Raw genomic sequence first — 18,492 nt, 5'->3', positions numbered from 1 at the left:
TAAAAAAGGTGAGCGCTCTCTGGCTCACCTTTTTTTATGTCTTCCGCAAGGCTTTTTGCCGGATGGCGGCGGGCGTTACAAACCATGCTTCGCGCCATCAGGCATTCGCTTACTCGGCGTCGATCTCTTTTAAATCATCCTCAATCGCCTGGGCGTTCGGGTTTTCCTGCGGCTTGAGCTTCCCGCCGTTGGCGATAAAGTCATGACGCTGGAAGTAGGCCTCACGCACCATAATGTACGGATCGGAGGACTGACGCAGCAGGCCATCGGAATCCAGCAGCTGGGCGCGGGTTTCAATCCCTTCAATCGTCCATTTACCGATAGACATCGGCCAGGTCAGCCAGGAGAGGACCGGATAAAGCGTATCGGCCATATCGCCGCCATCCTCACGCAGCGTCCAGCTGCCGTAGAACGGCAACTGCACATAAGGACCGTAGCCTACGCCGTAGTGCCCCAGAGTGCTGCCGAAGCGATGCGGTTCAACGCGCTGCAGTTTCGGGTTCGCCATCCCCGCGACGTCAATAAAGCCGCCCATCCCGAGAAGCGTGTTCAGGAAGAAGCGGGTAAAATGCACCATTCCCTGATACGGATCGCCCTGCAGGAAATAGTTCACCATCACCGCTGGTTCTTCGAGGTTGCCGGTGAAGTTGCTCAGACCATTACGGGCGGGCTGCGGAACATAATCACGCCAGGCGACAGCCACCGGTCGAACGACATACGGATCCAACACGTTAAAGTTGAAGTTGTACATAGTGCGGTTGAACCCTTCAAACGGGTCCGAGCGCCCCTGCTGTTCTGTACCGGAACTTGCACAGCCCACCAGCAGTGTGGTTCCCAGCGCAAGCGCCGACAGGCGAAGCTTCATAAATGTCTCCCTGTAAATTATGGCTATCGCTGATTGCCATCCATGACGGAACGCGAACGTATCCGCCTGTAAAGGTGTGAGCGATTGTAACAGCACGTCAAACGTTGTCTATATCACCAGTGCGGGTGTTTTGATCATAGCCTGTTCATGCCGCCGCGTAGCGTTTCCGTTGTGGCGAAAGGAGAAAAAACCCGCGTTACCCTTTTTATGCTTTCAGAGTTTCCCCCACCTGACCTTCCGGGAAAAGCCGCTACGCTTAATTTATCACTGCGCATACCCGGGACATTATATGGATAATCTTGAAAACGATAAAATTGATCGCCACAGCGACGATCTGGAAGTGGAAAGCGAAGAGAAACAGCGCGGAAAAAAGATTGAGGTCGATGAAGAGCGCCTCCCTTCCCGCGCGATGGCGATCCACGAGCATATCCGCCAGGATGGCGAGAAAGAGATGGAGCGCGACGCGATGGCGCTGCTATGGTCCGCCATCGCCGCCGGGCTTTCAATGGGCGCATCGCTGCTGGCGAAGGGCATTTTCCACGTTCAGCTTGAAGGCGTTCCCGGCGGTTTTTTAATAGAGAACCTCGGCTACACCTTTGGCTTTATTATCGTCATTATGGCGCGCCAGCAGCTTTTTACTGAAAACACCGTGACAGCGGTTTTACCGGTAATGCAAAACCCGACGCTCGGCAACTTCGGCCTGCTGATGCGCCTGTGGAGCGTAGTGCTGCTTGGCAACGTGCTCGGTACCGGTATTGCCGCATGGGCGTTTGAGTATATGCCTATTTTTGACGAAGAGACGCGCGACGCGTTTGTCAAAATCGGCATGGAGGTGATGAAAAACAGCCCCACTGAGATGTTTGCCAACGCCATTATCTCCGGCTGGCTTATCGCCACGATGGTGTGGATGTTCCCGGCGGCCGGGGCGGCCAAAATCGTGGTGATTATCCTGATGACCTGGCTAATTGCCCTTGGCGACACCACCCATATCGTTGTCGGTTCGGTGGAAATACTCTATCTGGTGTTTAACGGCACGCTGCACTGGAGCGATTTTATCTGGCCGTTCGCCTTGCCAACGCTGGCCGGCAATATTTGCGGCGGAACGTTTATCTTTGCGCTGATGAGCCACGCGCAGATTCGCAACGACATGAGCAACAAGCGTAAAGAAGAGGCCCGACAGCGCGCGTCTGGGCAAGAAAAGCAGGAAAAACAACGCTGAATGGCGACTGTTTGAGCAGTCAGGCGGCAACTACTTACTCCGGCGAATAAAAAACGCTATACTCTTGCCGCCTTGTCCCCTTAGTTAAATGGATATAACGAGCCCCTCCTAAGGGCTAGTTGCAGGTTCGATTCCTGCAGGGGACACCATGACCTCTTTCTTCCACCTCTCATAAATCCCATCAACCCCATATAACACAAGGCCTTGCAGCATTTTTCATAACTAATGATTTCCAGTGAATAGCACCTATAAACACAACCAAAAGTGTCCCTTTAAAGTACCCTCGTGCTGTTAGAACTTCGGGAGGGACACATACCCTTAACCAATATCGAAATAAAGAACGCTCAACCTAAAGACAAAGAATATGTCATATCTGACGGCGGCGGGTTGGTAATACTCGTCAACCAGACGGCACGAATTTCATTGTAGAACGTGATGATAAATCAATCGCACTGGTAGACCCAACAACCGGGCGCGGCGAGGATGGTCAATCAGGCGTGTTTAAACACGCCAGAACCTCTGAGATTCTGCGCGGAGTTCGACCCGGCGCCTAACAATGCGCTCGGTATACGCGCTATGTCATCAAGACATTTTTCAGTAGCCGTAATACAGAAATGTTAGCGGAGAACCTTTCAGGGTTAGGATTTGTCCGCCAGAACCTCATAGCGGCTCGTGACATGCTTAATGCTGAGGGTAGAAATATGAGGCATAGATAAAAAATGCCGTAGAAACGCTGCCAGCGAGATTTCTGACTTACTTTGCCTGATTGCTGATTTTATTGAAAAATACAGATGCCGTGGTACAGATGAACGTTACAGAGAATATGTACAGACGATCTTTACTGGTGTAGATCCAGAGCGGTTACCGCCGATAATCGCCGGGCTTATCGTTCAGGAGTTGCGGCGCTGGTAGATACCGCTCGCGCTACCAATGTGATGACCTTCGCGAGCTCTGGTATAACCCACGAAGAGTACTGGCGGTTTACAGATCCGAAAGAATATGCTGAATCCTATCCTGATGGCGAGATACCGGCACCTGCTTCGCCTCTTGAAGCCCTTGATATTTATTCGCGACATGAGGAGATAGCACAGCAAAGCCTGTGGTAGGGGCTTGATGATTATGTAGATGATTTTATCATCTCGCTGGCTGGTGGCTTATTGTATGCAAAGCAGTCAAATGCGCAGGTCAATTAACTAAACATTGAGAACTTATTTATGCCTGTCATACTAAGATTTAAGGGGTATCGGTTCTTTTTCTATTCGAATGAGGGCGCCCCCCTCGAACCGGCACACATTCACATTCGCGGCACTGATGGTGAGGCAAAATTCTGGCTAACACCTGAAGTGCTGCTGGCGCGTAATGATGGTTTTAATGCTCGCGATCTGAAGGAGCTGGTGGGAGTGGTTGAAGAAAATCGCAAACTACTAATGGAGGCGTGGAATGACTATTTCGCCTAAAAACGTAAAGTTCGACGAATACAATATGTGGGTAGAGTTAAGCGATGCCCGTACACTGGGCATACCGTTGGCATGGTTTCCCAAATTGATGCACGCCAGCCCTGATGAGCGAAACGACTTTGAGTTAAGCCGCCGTGGTATTCACTGGGATAGCCTCAATGAGGATGTTTCTATTGAAGGGCTTCTCGCCGGGCGTGGCGATGTGACATTCAGGCCGCACAGCGCCGCATAAAATTCCACTGGCGGTAATGCCCTTCCTTCCGTTACCGCCATTCGGCTTAATATCCCTCTATGTATCCCCCCAACGCGCAACTAATAAATATCTTTAATAGTCATGATGTTACCTTGGTTTACTGATCCTGTAGGGGAGGCCACTTCAGACATAACCCACCTCTCCACACCAGAACACAACGATAATCACACCTTTATAATTAAGCATTCATATACAACCGAAGCGAACCAAAGCGAATTGACTACGCGCAAACTTTTGCGGATATATTATGGGCACACTGCAAAATGACCACGGATTTATGCCCACATGCCCACGGTAAAGCAAATCGACGCAGCAAAACCAACTGAAAAATCTTATCGCCTCGCAGATTACCGGAAGGCTGTTTCTGTTTGTTCCGCTGTCTGGGAAAGGTCTAATGTGAGCGAAGAGCGGACCGCAAATAACATTGACATTGTCGTCGGTAAAGTGGTTGTATTGTACAACCATCTACCGGAGACTGTTTTATGAATCCAGAATCATCAGTTGTTCAAGGTATACGCGTCGCCTCTCGTGCTATGGTCCGAGAGCTGGGCTTTATGCACACTACACTGGCTGCAACAGATTACCCTCCCTCAGCTGTCCATGCCCTGCTTGAGATTGAGGCGCAGGGTTCACTGACGGCAGCCCAACTGGTGCAGATTCTGGGGCTGGAAAAGTCCAGCGTCAGCCGAATGCTTGCGAAACTTGTCGATGCTGGAGAAGTGGCAGAAACCCCCTCTTCTGAAGACGCAAGGGCAAAGCGACTTTGCCTTACAGGAAAAGGCCAAAAGACCGTAAGAGCTATCAATAATTACGGTGACGAACGAGTGGTTGCCGCATTACAAAAACTGGACCACTATCATCAACAAGCTGTCTATCAGGGTGTTTCTTCATATGCCAATGCTCTGAAAGCCTGTCGTAATAGTACGGAACTCAATGGACTGAGCGGTTTAAAAATTATTACGGGTTACCATGCTGGCATGATTGGTCGCATTACTGAAATGCATGGTAGCTACTACGCGAGAGAGCATAATTTTGGCGGTTTTTTTGAAGGTAAAGTCGCTCAGGGTCTCGCTGATTTTACCAACCGTCTTGATAAGGCATGTAATCAGATTTGGCTGGCAACAGTGAATGATCGCATTGTTGGATCAGTGGCAATAGACGGTGAGGATCTGGGTAATAATGAAGCACATTTGCGCTGGTTTATCCTGGATGATGGCTGCCGTGGCAGCGGATTAGGCAGAAAGCTAATTCAGGAAGCGATGAACTTTTGCGAAGAGCAGGAATTCACCGCGGTTCAGTTATGGACATTTAATAAGCTTACAGCGGCGAGACGGTTGTACGAATCATTTGGTTTTGAACTAACGAAAGAGTGGGAGGGAGATCAGTGGGGCAGTACTATCACTGAGCAGCAGTTCACCCGTAACATCATTTAACTGGTCACTCTGGAGATCATTTTAAGCAGGTTCGCTGTCAACTAACTATTGATCGGCACTGTCCGCTTTTGGCACGAAGTGAACTTAGTTAACCGAGCTGAATATCTGCTAAGAGCGAGGAGCGGACGTTGCATTTATATGCAAACGCAAAAGACCACGACCGAAGTCGTGGCGATCCCACTGTCTGCTTCTTTGCAAGTCACTATGAGAAATCCCAATTAAGCACGATGGCGCTACAGTGTTTACAGATGAACTTATAAATACCCTGATCGCCTCCGGGGGCATATCCGTTCATGAAACTATCCCAGTCATTCCGGTTTTGCTCGTATCTCTCCATCCAGATGCGGATCGTTTTATCATCAGCATCAATTATATCTTGAGCGGTAGCATCTCCATGAAATTCACAAGCATCATTACAATGCGTTCCCCACTCCTGATCTTGCCAGGTAAAGAAGCCTGGCATGCGGAACAAGAGACTTTAGGCCTCACTCATAAACTTTTTTACCCATCATTGATATTGTATACGGGCACTCGTTGATGTCTCTGGATACCGTTTTTTGACCTGTCGTAATATCAGTAATATCGATTTCATTCCCTACTGTGCCGATCTCATAGGTGTGGCCTTTTTCCGCTTTAAAGATGGAACTCCATGTCCGGCTGAGGTCAATTCCATACTGACTCTGCTCGAAGAACTTCCACCAGATTTTATACTCTTCATTTGGCTTGATGGCATATTCGAGATACCCCCGTTTAGCATACCTTTCAGAAACGGGCGCAATGCCGGGCACAGTTTTGGAGTAGCTGGACTTGATACCCGCAACGGCAACCGAAGAGGTCAGGCCGTAAACCTGGTCAAGCTTCACGCAGTTGCCAGCCGGGATAATCTTCTGGATACGTAATGCCGTAGGTTGCCCAGAATTATCGACACGAATGTAGGCCGCATCGCTGCCTTGATAGTCAGTTAACTTGTCCGACATGTCTATTGAGCAACTAGAAAGAAGCAAACAAACAGAGGTAGAAAATAACATCCTGGTATACATGAACATCTCCATTTTAAATTTAGAAGTATAAAGTACAGCTCATCCTGCATTACAGCATGCTGCCATAAACAGTTTGACGTCAACTTGATAACTCCTGGAGTAAGTAATTTGTCACAGTGTCGATCTGGTTATCAATTGCCCCGTACTTTTTTACGCTACCCCTGGTAGGTCTCCTCGCTTCTTTAGTTTTTCACAGTCAAAACCTTAACGTGAGTTTTCGCTCCATTGGGGTCCGCTTGGAAAACGGAAAATATCCTACGTTAAGCCTGTTTTTTTGAGCAGACATGACGGGCAGCTATGAGCGAGGAGCGGACGTAACGTCATCGTTCGGCATTAAGGCTGGCGAGCGTATTCATTTTAGCAAGCAACCAGCGTTCAAAACTTTCCAGCGCAGCCTCATTAATTCCCGTTTCCGTCGATTTTATTAAACAGAATTTTTTGCTCAGGCACTCTGAGGCAGGCCAGGGCGAAACAAGCATGCCACAACTCAATTCATTCTCGACATACATACGTGGAACCAATGCTACGCCTTGTCCCGCAATGACTGCAGCAATGGCCATTTCATGAAGATCGTACCGCACACCCTGAGCCGGATTATCGAGGCGTATTCCACTTTCCCGGGCATAGTGATGCCATGCATCAGGATTCTGTCGACGGTGAATGCGCGGAAGTTCGTTTAACTGTCGATTGACGTCATTATTTGTTAACAGTGCGGGATTGCAAACAGGCAGCAAATTTTCCTGAAACAGAAATTGCATACGCATGCCTGCCCATGCGGAATGTTCAAAATGAATGACCGCGTCAAAGCCACTTCCCGGCAAAATGAACGGATCCGTTCTCGCCGCAATATTTAACGTTATGTCCGGGAACAAAGAGTTAAAGCCGCCCAGGCGAGGAATAAGCCAACGGCTTGAAAAGGTCGGCAGGACGGCGATATCCAGACTTTTACTGCCCTCAGTCATCCCCATTATGTACTGAGTATCTCTTTCGAGCCGATCGAGCGTTTCACGCACGTGATGTGCGTAGCGCGCTCCGACAGGGTTAAGCTTTACCCGGCTTCCCATACGGTCAAACAGTTTACAGTTCAGCAACGCTTCGAGACGCGCAATCTGACGGCTAATCGCCCCTTCTGTTAACGATAACTCCTCTGCGGCCCTGGCAAAATTACCGTGCCTTGCGGCGGCATCAAAAGCCTGCATGGACGCACTACTAGGTATTTTTCTGCGCATAAAACCTGTTCCTTGCTCAGTGCCTACAACGTGCTTTTAATGATTTAATGTCACTAAACCGTGAAATATTATCGTTTTTAAGCGCCATAAGCAGCCTGTAGCATGATGAAAAATCATTGAGAAAATGTATTTATTTGCGTTTATAACTCATTTAGAGGTGGGCTTATGTTCTATACCGTGGAATGCTCGTATAACGATCCTGAAACTGAGGCAGAATGGAATGCCTTTTACAGCCAGCAAAAATTACCCGCATTGATATCTGTTGCTGGCTTCTCTACATCTCAACGCTTTCGCGCCGTCAAATCTGGATGCCCTGTTTACCTTGCCATTCATACGATTAATGATGCGGATATTCTCAGCAGTGAGGATTACCGTTTAAAAGGAGGCGGTAATTTCTCTCGTTGGCAGGTCTGCATTACTGACTGGCATCGTAATCTCTATGAAAGTGAAGGCCTTGCTCCAGCCATCTCTTCCGATGGAATTCTGCTACTGAGCGCAAAGCCAATAGACTTTTTAGAGACAGAGATGGGATATCGGGGTCTGGAAATGCATGCGGTGGGGCTGGATAAATCCCCTGACTATCGCGTTGCATATGCCTTGCCTGTTGAGATGGCCTCGCTGTTTACAGATATGTCTGGTGTATATCTCTACGAGCCACTGACCCCACAGTTGCGGAGTGCTGAAAAAGGGAAGCCATAACATCATGCCTAATCTGACTTTTTATATTTCTGAAAATCACTCCGACAAGTTTAAAAAACTTGGTGATTTTACCCATAAATGCAGCGCCCTATGCTGTGAGATCCTCGGCGCAGAACCCAAAAACGTTCATATCATTTTTGTCGATGTAAAGCCGGGATGCGGGCAACCGGTCTATGCCGAGCTCTTTTATCGCCTGACAACATTGCGAACCCATGAAGTGATGGAGAACTTTATGCGTGAACTGGATTTTGCCACTCAACAGGCCTCTGGTCTGATGCCCCGTATTCGCTGTTTTGGCTCCCCAGCAGAACACCTATTCGCCCGCAACTAACCTCGAGGTAATGATGAGCCATCCCCTTCCGTTCCGTCAGATTGGCGATTTTGAGATAACTGCGCTGAGTGACGGTAATATGTCAGCGAGTCTGGATTTACTGTCAGGCATTGAAAAAGCTGATGCAGACGTTATTCAATACAGTGCCGGAATCGGTGAGCCCGGCGATATTCATATCAACTGTTACCTTATCCGCGGTCTGGGTCGAATAATTTTGGTTGACGCTGGCACAGGCCCGCTGAACAACATGGCGGGACAACTCAACGCAAACCTTGCCGCAGCGGGTGTTAGCCCTGACGACGTCGATACCGTTTTACTAACGCACTGCCATCCGGATCATATTGGAGGCCTGCTGGATGCTGAGAAACAGCCGGTTTTTAAACACGCTGAAATTATTCTTCATCCTCTCGAAGCACAACACTGGCAGGATGATGAAAAACTCAACTTAGCGAATGAGCGCGGGCAACGTAATTTTTGGCTGGTCCGCCAAACGTTAAATGCTTACGCCCGGAAGGTGCGTTTTTTTAACGGCGACAAAATAGCAGAAGGCATTCTGCCGGTATGGCTACCGGGTCATACACCCGGGCATACCGGTTTTCGCATCGATGCGGATGATAACTGCTTATTAATATGGGGAGACGTTGTCCATTATCCTCATATTCAGTCAGCGCAACCGGCTGTTTCTATCTTATTCGACACCGATCCTGCTCTGGCCGAGGAAACAAGAAAGAAAATTATGGAAAAAGCTGTCAGCGAAAAACTGATCATTGCCGGCATGCACTTAAGTCAGGTTGGGTTTGCCAGCGTTCTCAGGGAGGGCTGTGGATACCACATTTCCTACTCTGAAAAATGATGGGTAAAACTGACTGGGTTGTTATTGATTAGCACCGCTCAAGGTCATCAATGTCCGCAACTGGCACAGAGCTGCCTGTCAGAGGTAAGTTTGGCTCTGTGCAATAGATGTGTCAGGATAAATCTGAGCTTTTACTTCACATCTAAACTTCCTCTTTTATCCCCTGCGCTTATATGTTTTATGTGAGGTCTGCAGGGTGCATCTCTTCTGAAGTCTACCCCTCCCCCTATAAACAGTTACTAAGCCTTTACTCTGGTTATGTGACATCAAAGCCCACCCATTTCAACGTGAAACAGTAAGCGTTTGGGGGCCTTAGCGGGGGGCTTATCCTGTTCAATAAAAAATGAGTCTTCAGAAAAGATCTGCATTGTCTCGCCATGAAAAATGGAAGATAAGTTCCTCCTGATATTCACCCCGGCGGGGCGGGTGTTGCGGCCAGCCGAAAAAGCGCCCTGCCCACAGCATAGACTGCCGGGGCAGGGACTTAGCCGACGTTAAAAATGATATTTAAGGCCGACCATGGCCGTAGCATCGTGATAACCTTTATCCCCCATCTGGACGCCGATATTTCCCCAGGTGTTCAGCCGTGAGTTAATCTGCCCTTCAACGCCCGTTTTGATTTCGCCCAGATTTCGCGCCCCTGCCTGGTAAACGCTCACATCATCCATCTGCGTACCAAAATCACGGGTGTTATAAATCCAGTTGAGTTCTACGTAAGGCTGGAACACGCGCTCCTTAGCGTTATCGATGGCATGGTGGCCTTTCAGGAAGGTACGAACACCCAGCCTGGTGCGGATATTACCCTCACCTTCGCTATGAATACGGGTACCGTTTGCCTCATGGAAATCATCGGCTTTCACCCCCATCCATATCACCTGCGCCTGAGGCTGGATAAACCATTCATTCAGCGTTTCCATGCTCCCCATGAACTCAGCGAGTTTCTGCGTATATCCTGCCTCCAGAGACGCGGTGAATCCCCGCGATTTATACGATTCACTCGCGACCCCTTTGCCCTGAACGCTGTTATTAAACCAGTTGTACAGTAACCAACTGTCCAGCCAGGCGCCCTGCGACGCCGGGGCATTGGCATACCAGGTCGCGTATCCACCTATGCTGTACCCCTCCACGGAACCGCTGGCGCGATAGCCGCTCGCCAGACTGCGCGTCGAACTGTGGTTGTTGCCATAGCCCGCCATAAAGCCGACATGCCAGCGCTCAACGCCATCATGACTCCAGCGCGCCACGTCGCCGCCCAACTGCGCCAGATAGCGATTACTCTGGGTTGTCAGCTGGCCGCTACCGTCATGCCAGCCATTGTGGCCGCCGACCTGACGCAGCCACAGGCTGGTGACTTCCGGCTGTGCCGATAAGGCATCCACAAACCCAGGCTCACCCAGTCGGTCATGCAGACTCATCGTAAACAGAGTATTGGCCGCAGCGATATTCGCGGTGTAACTGCCCGCTTCCGGACGAATCACCGGCGCTGTTCTTTGCGTAACCGGCGTCGGCTCAGGTTTCGTGCCTGGAACGGGGGCTGGCGTGGGTTCTGGCTCCGGCGTTGGCTCAGGTACAACCGACGTCGCCTGGCTGGTCAGATACCAGTTTTCGCCCTTTTGCATCAGGGAATAATCATAAGCGCCCGCCACAATACGGCCCGACTGCACGAAATTGCCGTAAGAGGTCCCGCCGACATTGACAATTTCAATGCCTTCAACCGTTTGCGCGCCTTGTCCGCCCAGATTATTAATGGTGACGTACGTCGTGCCCGCCAGCACATCGCCGCCGACGCTCAATTTATTGCCCGGCGAGCTGTCATCTCCCAGTACACTGTTAAACATCAGCGTCCCGCCATTACCGGCATAATCGCCGGTCACCGTCAGGGTGTCCGTCACGTTGGACGCGGAAAAGGCGATGGTGCCGTTATTGGTCAACTGGCCGACAACCGAACTGCCGCTCATATTCCAGCGGCTGGTGCTATCCAGCGCCAGCGACGTCGCGGTATTGACTGCGCCGTTTAGCACCGAGGCCGACGTCAGCTCAATCGCCACGCTGTTAGCAACGTTTGTGGAGGTGATATCGCCATTTAGCTGGCTGTTTGCGGCCGTTAAAGTCACCGTACTGTAGAGGTTATTGGCGGGATCAATCGCATCCTCATAATGGCTAACGTTCATCAGCTGACCGTTGCCGCTGCTGACCGTAGAGTCATTTATCGTCAGCGCCAGTATCGTGGCATCGGCCTCGATCGTCTGCGCCTGCGCGCTTTGTAACGTCACATTATTCAGCGATACGCGATTGCTGAGCGTGGTGGAGTAATCATTCACATACAGCCCGACTGCCGCGTCGCCAGACGTCACAATCGTGCTGTTGCTGATATCCAGTTGCCCGTTACGGCTCCACAGCCCAAAACCTTGTTTGCCCGTGGTCGTCACATACACATTATCGGCGGTAATAGCCGAACCGGGATAGGCCAATAGCCCCGGCGCAAGTTCGCCGTGCGTAGTGATATCGCTGTTAGTCAGCGTTCCCTTCCCGGCTGTTGCGGCGAACAGGCCACCCCCGCCGATGCCGTGGGTGGTGATGGTCAGCTTATCGCCGGTGAGCTGCTGCTTTCCGCTATACAGCGCATAAGAATTAAAGCCTGCGGTTTCGAGGGTACTGTTAGCGATCGTTACCGTACCACGCTGCGCGTTCAGCGCGATGGCGCGATCGCCTGCGGTTGAAAGAGTGGCATCGTTTATGTTGACGGAGGAGTCAGTGGTGGTAACCCACACCGCATCGCTGTATTTACCCTGCGTCGCGTAGCGGCCCCCTTCAATATTTATTTTTGCCGCCTGATTGGCCTTCACCGCATAACTACTGTCGCCGGTTGTTGTGGCGACCGTATTGGTCAGCGTTACCTCACCCGCCGTGACGCTGATAGCGTCGGCGCTTTCGGTGGCGATGGCGCTGTCGCTGAGCTGAGCCATCGCGGAGCCTTGCGAGGAGGACCAGAGCCCATCCACCACCAGACCCATAGCATTGTTCTGAGCTACGATGCTAATATCGGAAAGCACGGCTGAGCTATTATTCGCAAGATAAATACCGCTGCCAACGTTGCCGCTGACGTTAATGTTCAGATTGTCGCCATTGAAGACGCTATCATCAATCCACGCGCCGCCGCCGAGTCCCCCGGAACTGGTGAGAAACAGCTGGCTGCCGTTAAATTCCGCACCATTTTTTGCCTGGATAATAAAGGCACCGCTTGTGTCATTTTCAAGTGTCAAATTTTCGAAATAGAGTTTTCCCCCATCAACGACAATAACGTTGCTATTTGCGGCGAAAACATAATTACTCGCAGCAAGATAAATCGGTAACGCGCAGAGTAAACGATGCCACTCACCCTGACTAAAGTGATAATGATCCATAATATAGCCTTTTAACTATTCCATTTATAAATACAGCGTATTTCTTTCATTACGCCCACAGCGAACGATATTTCACAAATCAAGAAAAAGCTCACTTTGACATTATTCAAAAACCTCTCTTCTGGTAATGACTAGAATTATTTCAGGATAACGCACAAGGAAGATCGTCAACAAAAAGATCTTAATGTACGCGTTTAAATTCTCTGTTTTAAGACAGATTAAGATTTATTAAAGAAGCTTCAGCTCTACCTTTTCAGACTCCACGTCGTAACGACCATTCATACACAAATCTACAGGGTGGGGCTGCCAGTTAATTAGCCCCCGAATCTCAAACGCAATAACGGCATATTTCGCCATCTGCTCCTTTTTCTGCAATGAACGCACCAGCAATGTTTCAGGGATAATACGTGGTTCGAAGCGAATGATAGCCTTACGGATAGCCTGCTCGATAAGCTGCCAGTTATTACGATTTTCATGGCTGCCGATCAACGCCGGAATACCATAATTAAGCACGGATTCTGTCACTGCTTTATAGCGTTGCTCATTGATCGTGTCCTCGATGTTGGTATGATTAATTAAATCAGTAATATCTTTCTGAACCAGCTGACGTATCGTTTTAACGTCGACAGGCCGGGCGCGATCGTGAAGGCTTTTAGGTTCGTCATCCTGTAGCCGCTCCAGAAGAGCAGGCAGATAGCGGCCTCCTCTGTTTAACGACTTATTTGAAGACAATCTCACCCACCTCCATGATCGAATGTACACAGCAGTCGGTAATCAATACCTTACGGCCATGACCGAGAATGAGCAGATCGGATAGCGTGGACCACTCTGTCTTTGATCCCAGCTTATAATTTTGCTCATCATCCGTCGTAATCGGGTAGCGTGCCGGAATGAAGCCAAAATATTTTTCCCCCGCAACGTTAACGGATGCCTGCGTCCAGAGAAGGTCGAGGAGATCTTTCGGTTTTGAAACGCGTAATTGTTGAACTTCAGAAAAAGGTAGCCAACGATATCCTCCGGCACAAATAAATTCACACACTGGTCCAAGACGGCCATCGCTGTCTGCAATCCAGGAAAATTCGCCCAAAGTATCACTTTTGCCACGGCTTTCCGGCGCAAGTTCAAATGCTTCAGAACGCGTCATATCCGATAACTCCCTATTGCCCTGGCAATATTGTCCGTTCGCCTCATGTAGTTTCACCATCCACTGCGGCATATCGCCCTGCAACGTTGCGGCCAGACGCTCGCCCGCTAAAACCTGCGTGCGCTGCATTTCACTGAAGACGAGGTTTTTATATAGCTCACACTGTTTTTTCATTTCCTCGTCAAGCAGCGATAAGGTCTGCAATTGCAGTAACGCGCTATCCCATGCACCGTCAACGCAATACAATTTAAACAGCACTTCCCGGGCTTTAAGATCTTGCGGAAATGACTTCACCCGGGTAAGAACCTGCGCCAGCAAGTCTTTCAGAGAAGCGGTTTTTAATGTCTCATTTAATGTCGTAATATCCTGCATAGTAGTAACTCCAGTTATCAATAGTGTGAATCCAGGCCAATCTTGTGGAAATCACGGAACACCAGTTCCGGAACCTGATATGTTCCTTTTGCCACGATATGCTCCGGTGAAAGAGATTTAAGTAAATCGACTTTTTCTTCTTCGACAAATATATCGTCCAAGACACCGCTGTTTTCAAAATCAGGCCAGACCTTTTCCATCAGAAAAGGTCTGTCGACAATACATTCCGTTAAGGTCTTTTCTTTTAGGCTTTCTTTTACGCGGTCAAATTGATTATCGGTTTTGATAAGATAAGCCGCTTCATTGCTGACGTTATCGTAGTAATGACGTCCTTGCTCTTGCCAGATAAGAAAGCGTTTGTACTCGATTTCAAGCACTTTCAAAACATCATGGCTATTCCTGTGCGCGATGACATTATTGAAATAATGCAGGTCATTTATATAACTGCCCCCGTTCGGCAAAATCTCCTCAACTTCCGGGATGTTATCCGCCGCCTGCCGGGCGCTCTCCGCACCGATAAATGGCAAAACCCCCTGATGCGTTAGCGCGTCGGCCTCCTCAGTGGTCACCTCCAGCTTAAAGTGGCCGATCTGAAGATGACTACCGACGCGCAGGGGCTGGCTTTCGCCATAGCAGAGCTCCACGCCGTCCAGCAAACAGATGGCGCTGACACAAAAGTTCCGCATGACCGGACGGGTTAAATGCCAGTAAAAAGCCACCGCATCTTGCCCCTCCGGCAGCTGGCTATGAGGTCCAAAGACCCCGCGACTTACCGCTAACGCGATGGCCCACTCCGCCGTAATACCTTCCTGCAACGTCACGGGCTGGCGCGATACCGGCCATTCAAAACGAAACTTCATCGCGTTAACCGATGTAGACATCGGCAGAACCCGTTACGACAGCCGCACCGCACCCGGTTACATCGCCCAGCCTTGCAGCCGGTACGCCGTTAATAAAGACCGTTCCGGAGCCGACGGCGACGGGCGCTGCGCCATGAAACAGCGCGCATGGCGCGATACTAACGCCCACCATCGCGGCTGGAATGCCATTAACGTAGACATTACCCGACCCGGAACATAAGGCGCCACCGTGAGAGGTAGCATCTCCGACACGTGCTGCGTTTTGCATATTTCACTCTCCTTTGAAAATACCAGGTGACGACGACAGGCCTTCGCCGTCAGATGCACATTAAGGTTCAGGAATTGCGTTGCCTGTCTCCGTCGGGGTTTCCGTTGGTGTCTCTGTTGGGGTTTCCGTCGGGGTTTCCGTTGGCGTCTCCGTCGGAGTTTCCGTTGGCGTCTCCGTCGGGGTTTCCGTTGGCGTCTCCGTCGGGGTTTCCGTTGGCGTCTCCGTCGGGGTTTCCGTTGGCGTCTCCGTTGGGGTTTCTGTTGGCGTCTCCGTCGGGGATTCCGTTGGCGTGTCCGTTGATGTCGTAGGCGCAGGCGTTGGCGTCGGAAGCAGCGGTAACGGAAGCACAACGCCAAACAGCGATGGAATCGCAGGCAGGCCCGGCAGGCCAATCATTGCGCCACCGCCCCCACCGCCGCCGCCGCAGTTATCGCTGCAGTCGCCAGGGTTAAGCTCGACCGTGCCGCCCTGAATAATGACCTGTTCGGAACCGACGATTTTGATCTTCTTCGCCGAGAGCACCAGTTCACCGCCTGCAGTGAGCGTCATCGCCCCTCCCGCAACGGTGGTGCTTGCGCCGCCGACAGCCAGCGAGTGATAGCCGCCAACGGTCGTCATAAACGCGCCGCCGACGTTAATTCCCTTTGCCAGCGCAACGTTATCGGTCTGGCCTCCGCCCACCTGAATGGCCAGCGCGCCGCCGATGATGGCGCTACTGTTGCCGACCACATCCGACATATAGTTCGCGCCAACGAACAGATTTCGTGACAGACCGACATTCACGTTGGAATTCATGCCGATGGTCTGCTCCTCGTTTTGCTTGGTTAAACGAGTCATATTGCGCTCGGCCTGTTCCCAGTACTGCTCAAGCCCGGGCTTATCTTCAAAGCGAATGCCGTTAAAGTTGCTGCGCCCACCGCCAACGGTGCGGCTAACCAGCCCGCTCTGCGTAGCGTTCACCGGCAGATCCCACGGCGGCATCGTTACGTTGTTGTACAGGCTGCCGATAATCAGCGGTCGGTCAGGATCGCCGTTAATAAAGTCGACAATCACTTCATGGCCGATACGGGGAATATAGATCCCGCCAAAGTTATTTCCGGCCCAGGCCTGGCTCACACGTAGCCAGCAGGAGTCGGACTCCCGGTTTTTACCGTAGCGATCCCACAAAAAACGTACCTTTACGCGGCCATATTCGTCGGTCCAGATCTCTTCGCCATCAGGACCCACAACGATAGCCGTTTGCGGTCCGCTGGTTTTCGGCCTGGGCACCGTCATCGGGTGGCGATAAATCTTGGTGGTTGGCTGAACGGTAAAATCGCAGTGATAACGGAATTCGTCCACGTCGGTCACCTGATTAATCTCTTCCACCACCAGATGGCTTCGCAAAATCATGTATTCGCGGTTCGCTTTCTCGACGGGGTAATTCACCAGTTCAAAATCGCACCCGCAGGCAATTCCGCGCAGTTCACCGGAACCTTCGCAGCGTGACCCCAGCGCCCCGCGTTCTTCCATTCGTACCCGCGCCAGCTGCTCACCGATATTGGGCTGCTCGTAATCGCCTGGCCAGTGGAAGATCTCCATCTCGTTAAAACTGGTTTTACGCGGCTTGCTGTCCAGCGCCATAATATCGGCACGTGATTTCGTAAAATCATAATCATTGGTGACCCATTTCCCGGAGGTAATGGTTTCCTGAAAATGAAACTGGCTGATATATTCCTGGTCCATCTTCGGACGATCGGCTGCGTACTGAACCACATGATAAGCTTCACTCGGGAAACGTTTATGCGCCCCGACGTTATCCACCAGAATCAGTTTGTGGTACTGTTCGGCATGTTCAAAGAACCAATAAATCCCCCACTCTTCCATTAACCGTTCAATAAAATTAAAGTCGCTTTCACCATACTGAACCTGGAAATCCAGCAGCGGATAGCTTCCCGCCAGCCTTTTTTCTAACGGGAAATTGTAATCGCCTAACACCTCATCAATAATATCCACCACGGTTTTTTTCTGGAATATTTTAAAATCCGTAGTCAGTTCTGCCAGATGCAGCCATGGGCGAATCACAATTTCATAGAGCGCCTGATTACTATCGCGTCCGATATAACGCGCACGTTGCACAATTCCTGATATTTCCCGGGTATCTTTACCAATGGCAAAAATATCCCCCAATCCGTTACCATCCAGTTCAATGGTGACGGTCATTTCTTTGCCGATTAATGCTTTTAAATCGACATTCGATGCGGCCTGCCAGGGAATTAAAGGGTTAGCCGGGGTTTTAGCCGTAATCACATAGGAGTACAGGGACGACAGCGCCTCTTCGCCATCCAGCTTAGAGATAACCAGAGCGGTATCGCCCAGCAATAACGGCATCGCCGGACTGCTTAATGTAATAGTACGTGACATATAATCACCTGATACGTTGTGAATCTAATATTTTTCTATGCCGACTTTCCCGCCATAACCATACTCCTGACTCGTTTAACAGGCAGTCAGGCCAGTTTTTCCATGGCATAACGTCAACACCATCGCTATTTCGGATACAATAGTCTTCCCGTGATCCCTCCCTGAGTAAGGTCTGCGAACGAATTTTAAAACGCCATGCAGGCGTCAGCGCAAAAGACTCCCAAAAAGGAGAATAAGCACGCTGTAATGCCGTGCGCCATTGCCGTAGCAATGGTGTGTTGCGGGCAGAAAAATCATTTTCCTGGATCATATTTAAAATTCTACTCATCCAGAATGTCAGCGAAAATTCAGCCTGCATGTTCTTATTCAGCCACCGGTGGGAAACCGGGCTGTAGATCCCAATAAGCGTTTTTTCCCCTTGTTCATTACAAAGAATCTTACACGCCCCGACGTAATGGTATTTTTCCTGTGCAGTGCTGGACGATATAACAAAACACCACGGATAAGCCGTAGACAAATAGTCGTCTGTCATTGCCGTCGCCATGTTTGACAGAATTTTTTGAGAAATAAAAGCCTCCGTCTGGCGCTGTTTTTTTCTCTTTCTGCAAAACGGACTGGCACGCGACTCACCACCAAGTAAATACAGCCGTAGAGACATTTTT

General features: G+C 50.2%; 18 protein-coding genes and 1 tRNA gene. 8 read left to right on the top strand and 11 right to left on the bottom strand.

Annotated elements, in window-relative coordinates; genetic code table 11:
* Window positions 1–109: 109 nt before the first annotated feature.
* Window positions 110–865 carry a phospholipid-binding lipoprotein MlaA gene (gene mlaA, locus K7R23_RS12750; protein WP_012906911.1) on the bottom strand — a complete coding sequence of 252 codons (756 nt, stop codon included), beginning with the start codon at window positions 863–865 and terminating at the stop codon, window positions 110–112.
* A gap of 289 nt (window positions 866–1,154) precedes the next feature.
* On the opposite strand from mlaA, the gene K7R23_RS12745 reads away from it, so the two are divergent.
* The 5 genes from K7R23_RS12745 to K7R23_RS12725 all read left to right on the top strand — a co-directional run bounded on the left by K7R23_RS12745 (window position 1,155) and on the right by K7R23_RS12725 (window position 5,227).
* Complete coding sequence (locus K7R23_RS12745) at window positions 1,155–2,084, top strand: formate/nitrite transporter family protein (protein ID WP_024132815.1); 930 nt, start codon at window positions 1,155–1,157, stop codon at window positions 2,082–2,084.
* Window positions 2,085–2,158: 74 nt separating this feature from the next.
* A tRNA-Arg gene (locus K7R23_RS12740) sits at window positions 2,159–2,233 on the top strand.
* A gap of 1,065 nt (window positions 2,234–3,298) precedes the next feature.
* On the top strand, window positions 3,299–3,541 hold the full coding sequence (locus K7R23_RS12735; RefSeq protein WP_012906914.1) for a DUF4160 domain-containing protein: 243 nt from the start codon (window positions 3,299–3,301) through the stop codon (window positions 3,539–3,541).
* Window positions 3,525–3,773 carry a DUF2442 domain-containing protein gene (locus tag K7R23_RS12730; RefSeq protein WP_012906915.1) on the top strand — a complete coding sequence of 83 codons (249 nt, stop codon included), beginning with the start codon at window positions 3,525–3,527 and terminating at the stop codon, window positions 3,771–3,773. The genes K7R23_RS12735 and K7R23_RS12730 overlap by 17 nt, the downstream gene beginning before the upstream one ends.
* Before the next feature lie 503 nt (window positions 3,774–4,276).
* Complete coding sequence (locus K7R23_RS12725; RefSeq protein WP_012906917.1) at window positions 4,277–5,227, top strand: bifunctional helix-turn-helix transcriptional regulator/GNAT family N-acetyltransferase; 951 nt, start codon at window positions 4,277–4,279, stop codon at window positions 5,225–5,227.
* Between the two features lie 202 nt (window positions 5,228–5,429).
* Here the strand turns inward: K7R23_RS12725 and K7R23_RS25970 are convergent, their stop codons facing one another.
* The 3 genes from K7R23_RS25970 to K7R23_RS12715 all read right to left on the bottom strand — a co-directional run bounded on the left by K7R23_RS25970 (window position 5,430) and on the right by K7R23_RS12715 (window position 7,496).
* Window positions 5,430–5,690 carry a CbrC family protein gene (locus K7R23_RS25970; RefSeq protein ID WP_049794259.1) on the bottom strand — a complete coding sequence of 87 codons (261 nt, stop codon included), beginning with the start codon at window positions 5,688–5,690 and terminating at the stop codon, window positions 5,430–5,432.
* Window positions 5,691–5,712: 22 nt separating this feature from the next.
* On the bottom strand, window positions 5,713–6,204 hold the full coding sequence (locus K7R23_RS12720) for a hypothetical protein (RefSeq protein WP_148222091.1): 492 nt from the start codon (window positions 6,202–6,204) through the stop codon (window positions 5,713–5,715).
* 383 nt (window positions 6,205–6,587) lie between these two features.
* Window positions 6,588–7,496 (bottom strand): LysR substrate-binding domain-containing protein, encoded by a 909-nt coding sequence (locus tag K7R23_RS12715; protein WP_012906921.1) that lies wholly within the window; start codon window positions 7,494–7,496, stop codon window positions 6,588–6,590.
* Between the two features lie 165 nt (window positions 7,497–7,661).
* Here K7R23_RS12715 and K7R23_RS12710 point away from each other — a divergent pair, with 165 nt between their 5' ends.
* From K7R23_RS12710 to K7R23_RS12700, 3 genes are read left to right on the top strand one after another with little or no spacing between them, the layout of a single operon-like run.
* Window positions 7,662–8,195 carry a hypothetical protein gene (locus K7R23_RS12710; protein WP_012906922.1) on the top strand — a complete coding sequence of 178 codons (534 nt, stop codon included), beginning with the start codon at window positions 7,662–7,664 and terminating at the stop codon, window positions 8,193–8,195.
* Between the two features lie 4 nt (window positions 8,196–8,199).
* Window positions 8,200–8,526: a tautomerase family protein gene (locus tag K7R23_RS12705; protein ID WP_012906923.1), complete on the top strand. Its 327-nt coding sequence runs from the start codon at window positions 8,200–8,202 to the stop codon at window positions 8,524–8,526.
* Between the two features lie 13 nt (window positions 8,527–8,539).
* Entirely contained in the window at window positions 8,540–9,379 is an 840-nt protein-coding gene (locus tag K7R23_RS12700) for an MBL fold metallo-hydrolase (RefSeq protein WP_012906924.1), read from the top strand.
* A gap of 494 nt (window positions 9,380–9,873) precedes the next feature.
* Here the strand turns inward: K7R23_RS12700 and K7R23_RS12695 are convergent, their stop codons facing one another.
* The 7 genes from K7R23_RS12695 to K7R23_RS12665 all read right to left on the bottom strand — a co-directional run bounded on the left by K7R23_RS12695 (window position 9,874) and on the right by K7R23_RS12665 (window position 18,488).
* Window positions 9,874–12,783 carry an autotransporter outer membrane beta-barrel domain-containing protein gene (locus K7R23_RS12695; protein ID WP_012906925.1) on the bottom strand — a complete coding sequence of 970 codons (2,910 nt, stop codon included), beginning with the start codon at window positions 12,781–12,783 and terminating at the stop codon, window positions 9,874–9,876.
* Between the two features lie 228 nt (window positions 12,784–13,011).
* Entirely contained in the window at window positions 13,012–13,515 is a 504-nt protein-coding gene (tssE, locus tag K7R23_RS12690; protein ID WP_012906926.1) for a type VI secretion system baseplate subunit TssE, read from the bottom strand.
* A complete protein-coding gene (locus K7R23_RS12685; RefSeq protein WP_012906927.1) occupies window positions 13,502–14,299 on the bottom strand; it encodes a type VI secretion system accessory protein TagJ in 798 nt (265 codons plus the stop codon). The genes tssE and K7R23_RS12685 overlap by 14 nt, the downstream gene beginning before the upstream one ends.
* Before the next feature lie 17 nt (window positions 14,300–14,316).
* Window positions 14,317–15,180 carry a TagK domain-containing protein gene (locus K7R23_RS12680; RefSeq protein WP_012906928.1) on the bottom strand — a complete coding sequence of 288 codons (864 nt, stop codon included), beginning with the start codon at window positions 15,178–15,180 and terminating at the stop codon, window positions 14,317–14,319.
* On the bottom strand, window positions 15,164–15,427 hold the full coding sequence (locus K7R23_RS12675) for a PAAR domain-containing protein (RefSeq protein ID WP_024132817.1): 264 nt from the start codon (window positions 15,425–15,427) through the stop codon (window positions 15,164–15,166). Before K7R23_RS12675 ends, K7R23_RS12680 begins: the two co-directional genes overlap by 17 nt.
* Before the next feature lie 60 nt (window positions 15,428–15,487).
* A complete protein-coding gene (locus K7R23_RS12670; protein ID WP_024132818.1) occupies window positions 15,488–17,797 on the bottom strand; it encodes a type VI secretion system Vgr family protein in 2,310 nt (769 codons plus the stop codon).
* Between the two features lie 37 nt (window positions 17,798–17,834).
* Window positions 17,835–18,488: a hypothetical protein gene (locus K7R23_RS12665; protein ID WP_012906930.1), complete on the bottom strand. Its 654-nt coding sequence runs from the start codon at window positions 18,486–18,488 to the stop codon at window positions 17,835–17,837.
* Window positions 18,489–18,492: the final 4 nt, after the last annotated feature.

It is taken from the genome of Citrobacter rodentium NBRC 105723 = DSM 16636 (assembly GCF_021278985.1).
GTDB classification, from domain to species: Bacteria; Pseudomonadota; Gammaproteobacteria; order Enterobacterales; family Enterobacteriaceae; genus Citrobacter_A; species Citrobacter_A rodentium.
Note: the sequence above shows the minus strand (reverse complement) of the source record. Positions and strands in the feature narration are given on the sequence as shown.

Excerpts from the sequence above, each read along its gene's own strand:
- mlaA (WP_012906911.1), bottom strand. The coding sequence starts at position 865 with ATGAAGCTTCGCCTGTCGGCGCTTGCGCTGGGAACCACACTGCTGGTG.
- K7R23_RS12675 (WP_024132817.1), bottom strand. The coding sequence starts at position 15,427 with ATGCAAAACGCAGCACGTGTCGGAGATGCTACCTCTCACGGTGGCGCC.
- K7R23_RS25970 (WP_049794259.1), bottom strand. The coding sequence starts at position 5,690 with ATGCCAGGCTTCTTTACCTGGCAAGATCAGGAGTGGGGAACGCATTGT.
- K7R23_RS12725 (WP_012906917.1), top strand. The coding sequence starts at position 4,277 with ATGAATCCAGAATCATCAGTTGTTCAAGGTATACGCGTCGCCTCTCGT.
- K7R23_RS12735 (WP_012906914.1), top strand. The coding sequence starts at position 3,299 with ATGCCTGTCATACTAAGATTTAAGGGGTATCGGTTCTTTTTCTATTCG.
- K7R23_RS12710 (WP_012906922.1), top strand. The coding sequence starts at position 7,662 with ATGTTCTATACCGTGGAATGCTCGTATAACGATCCTGAAACTGAGGCA.
- K7R23_RS12700 (WP_012906924.1), top strand. The coding sequence starts at position 8,540 with ATGAGCCATCCCCTTCCGTTCCGTCAGATTGGCGATTTTGAGATAACT.
- K7R23_RS12720 (WP_148222091.1), bottom strand. The coding sequence starts at position 6,204 with ATGTCGGACAAGTTAACTGACTATCAAGGCAGCGATGCGGCCTACATT.
- K7R23_RS12680 (WP_012906928.1), bottom strand. The coding sequence starts at position 15,180 with ATGTCTACATCGGTTAACGCGATGAAGTTTCGTTTTGAATGGCCGGTA.
- K7R23_RS12665 (WP_012906930.1), bottom strand. The coding sequence starts at position 18,488 with ATGTCTCTACGGCTGTATTTACTTGGTGGTGAGTCGCGTGCCAGTCCG.
- K7R23_RS12730 (WP_012906915.1), top strand. The coding sequence starts at position 3,525 with ATGACTATTTCGCCTAAAAACGTAAAGTTCGACGAATACAATATGTGG.
- K7R23_RS12685 (WP_012906927.1), bottom strand. The coding sequence starts at position 14,299 with ATGCAGGATATTACGACATTAAATGAGACATTAAAAACCGCTTCTCTG.
- K7R23_RS12715 (WP_012906921.1), bottom strand. The coding sequence starts at position 7,496 with ATGCGCAGAAAAATACCTAGTAGTGCGTCCATGCAGGCTTTTGATGCC.
- K7R23_RS12695 (WP_012906925.1), bottom strand. The coding sequence starts at position 12,783 with ATGGATCATTATCACTTTAGTCAGGGTGAGTGGCATCGTTTACTCTGC.
- K7R23_RS12670 (WP_024132818.1), bottom strand. The coding sequence starts at position 17,797 with ATGCCGTTATTGCTGGGCGATACCGCTCTGGTTATCTCTAAGCTGGAT.
- K7R23_RS12705 (WP_012906923.1), top strand. The coding sequence starts at position 8,200 with ATGCCTAATCTGACTTTTTATATTTCTGAAAATCACTCCGACAAGTTT.
- K7R23_RS12745 (WP_024132815.1), top strand. The coding sequence starts at position 1,155 with ATGGATAATCTTGAAAACGATAAAATTGATCGCCACAGCGACGATCTG.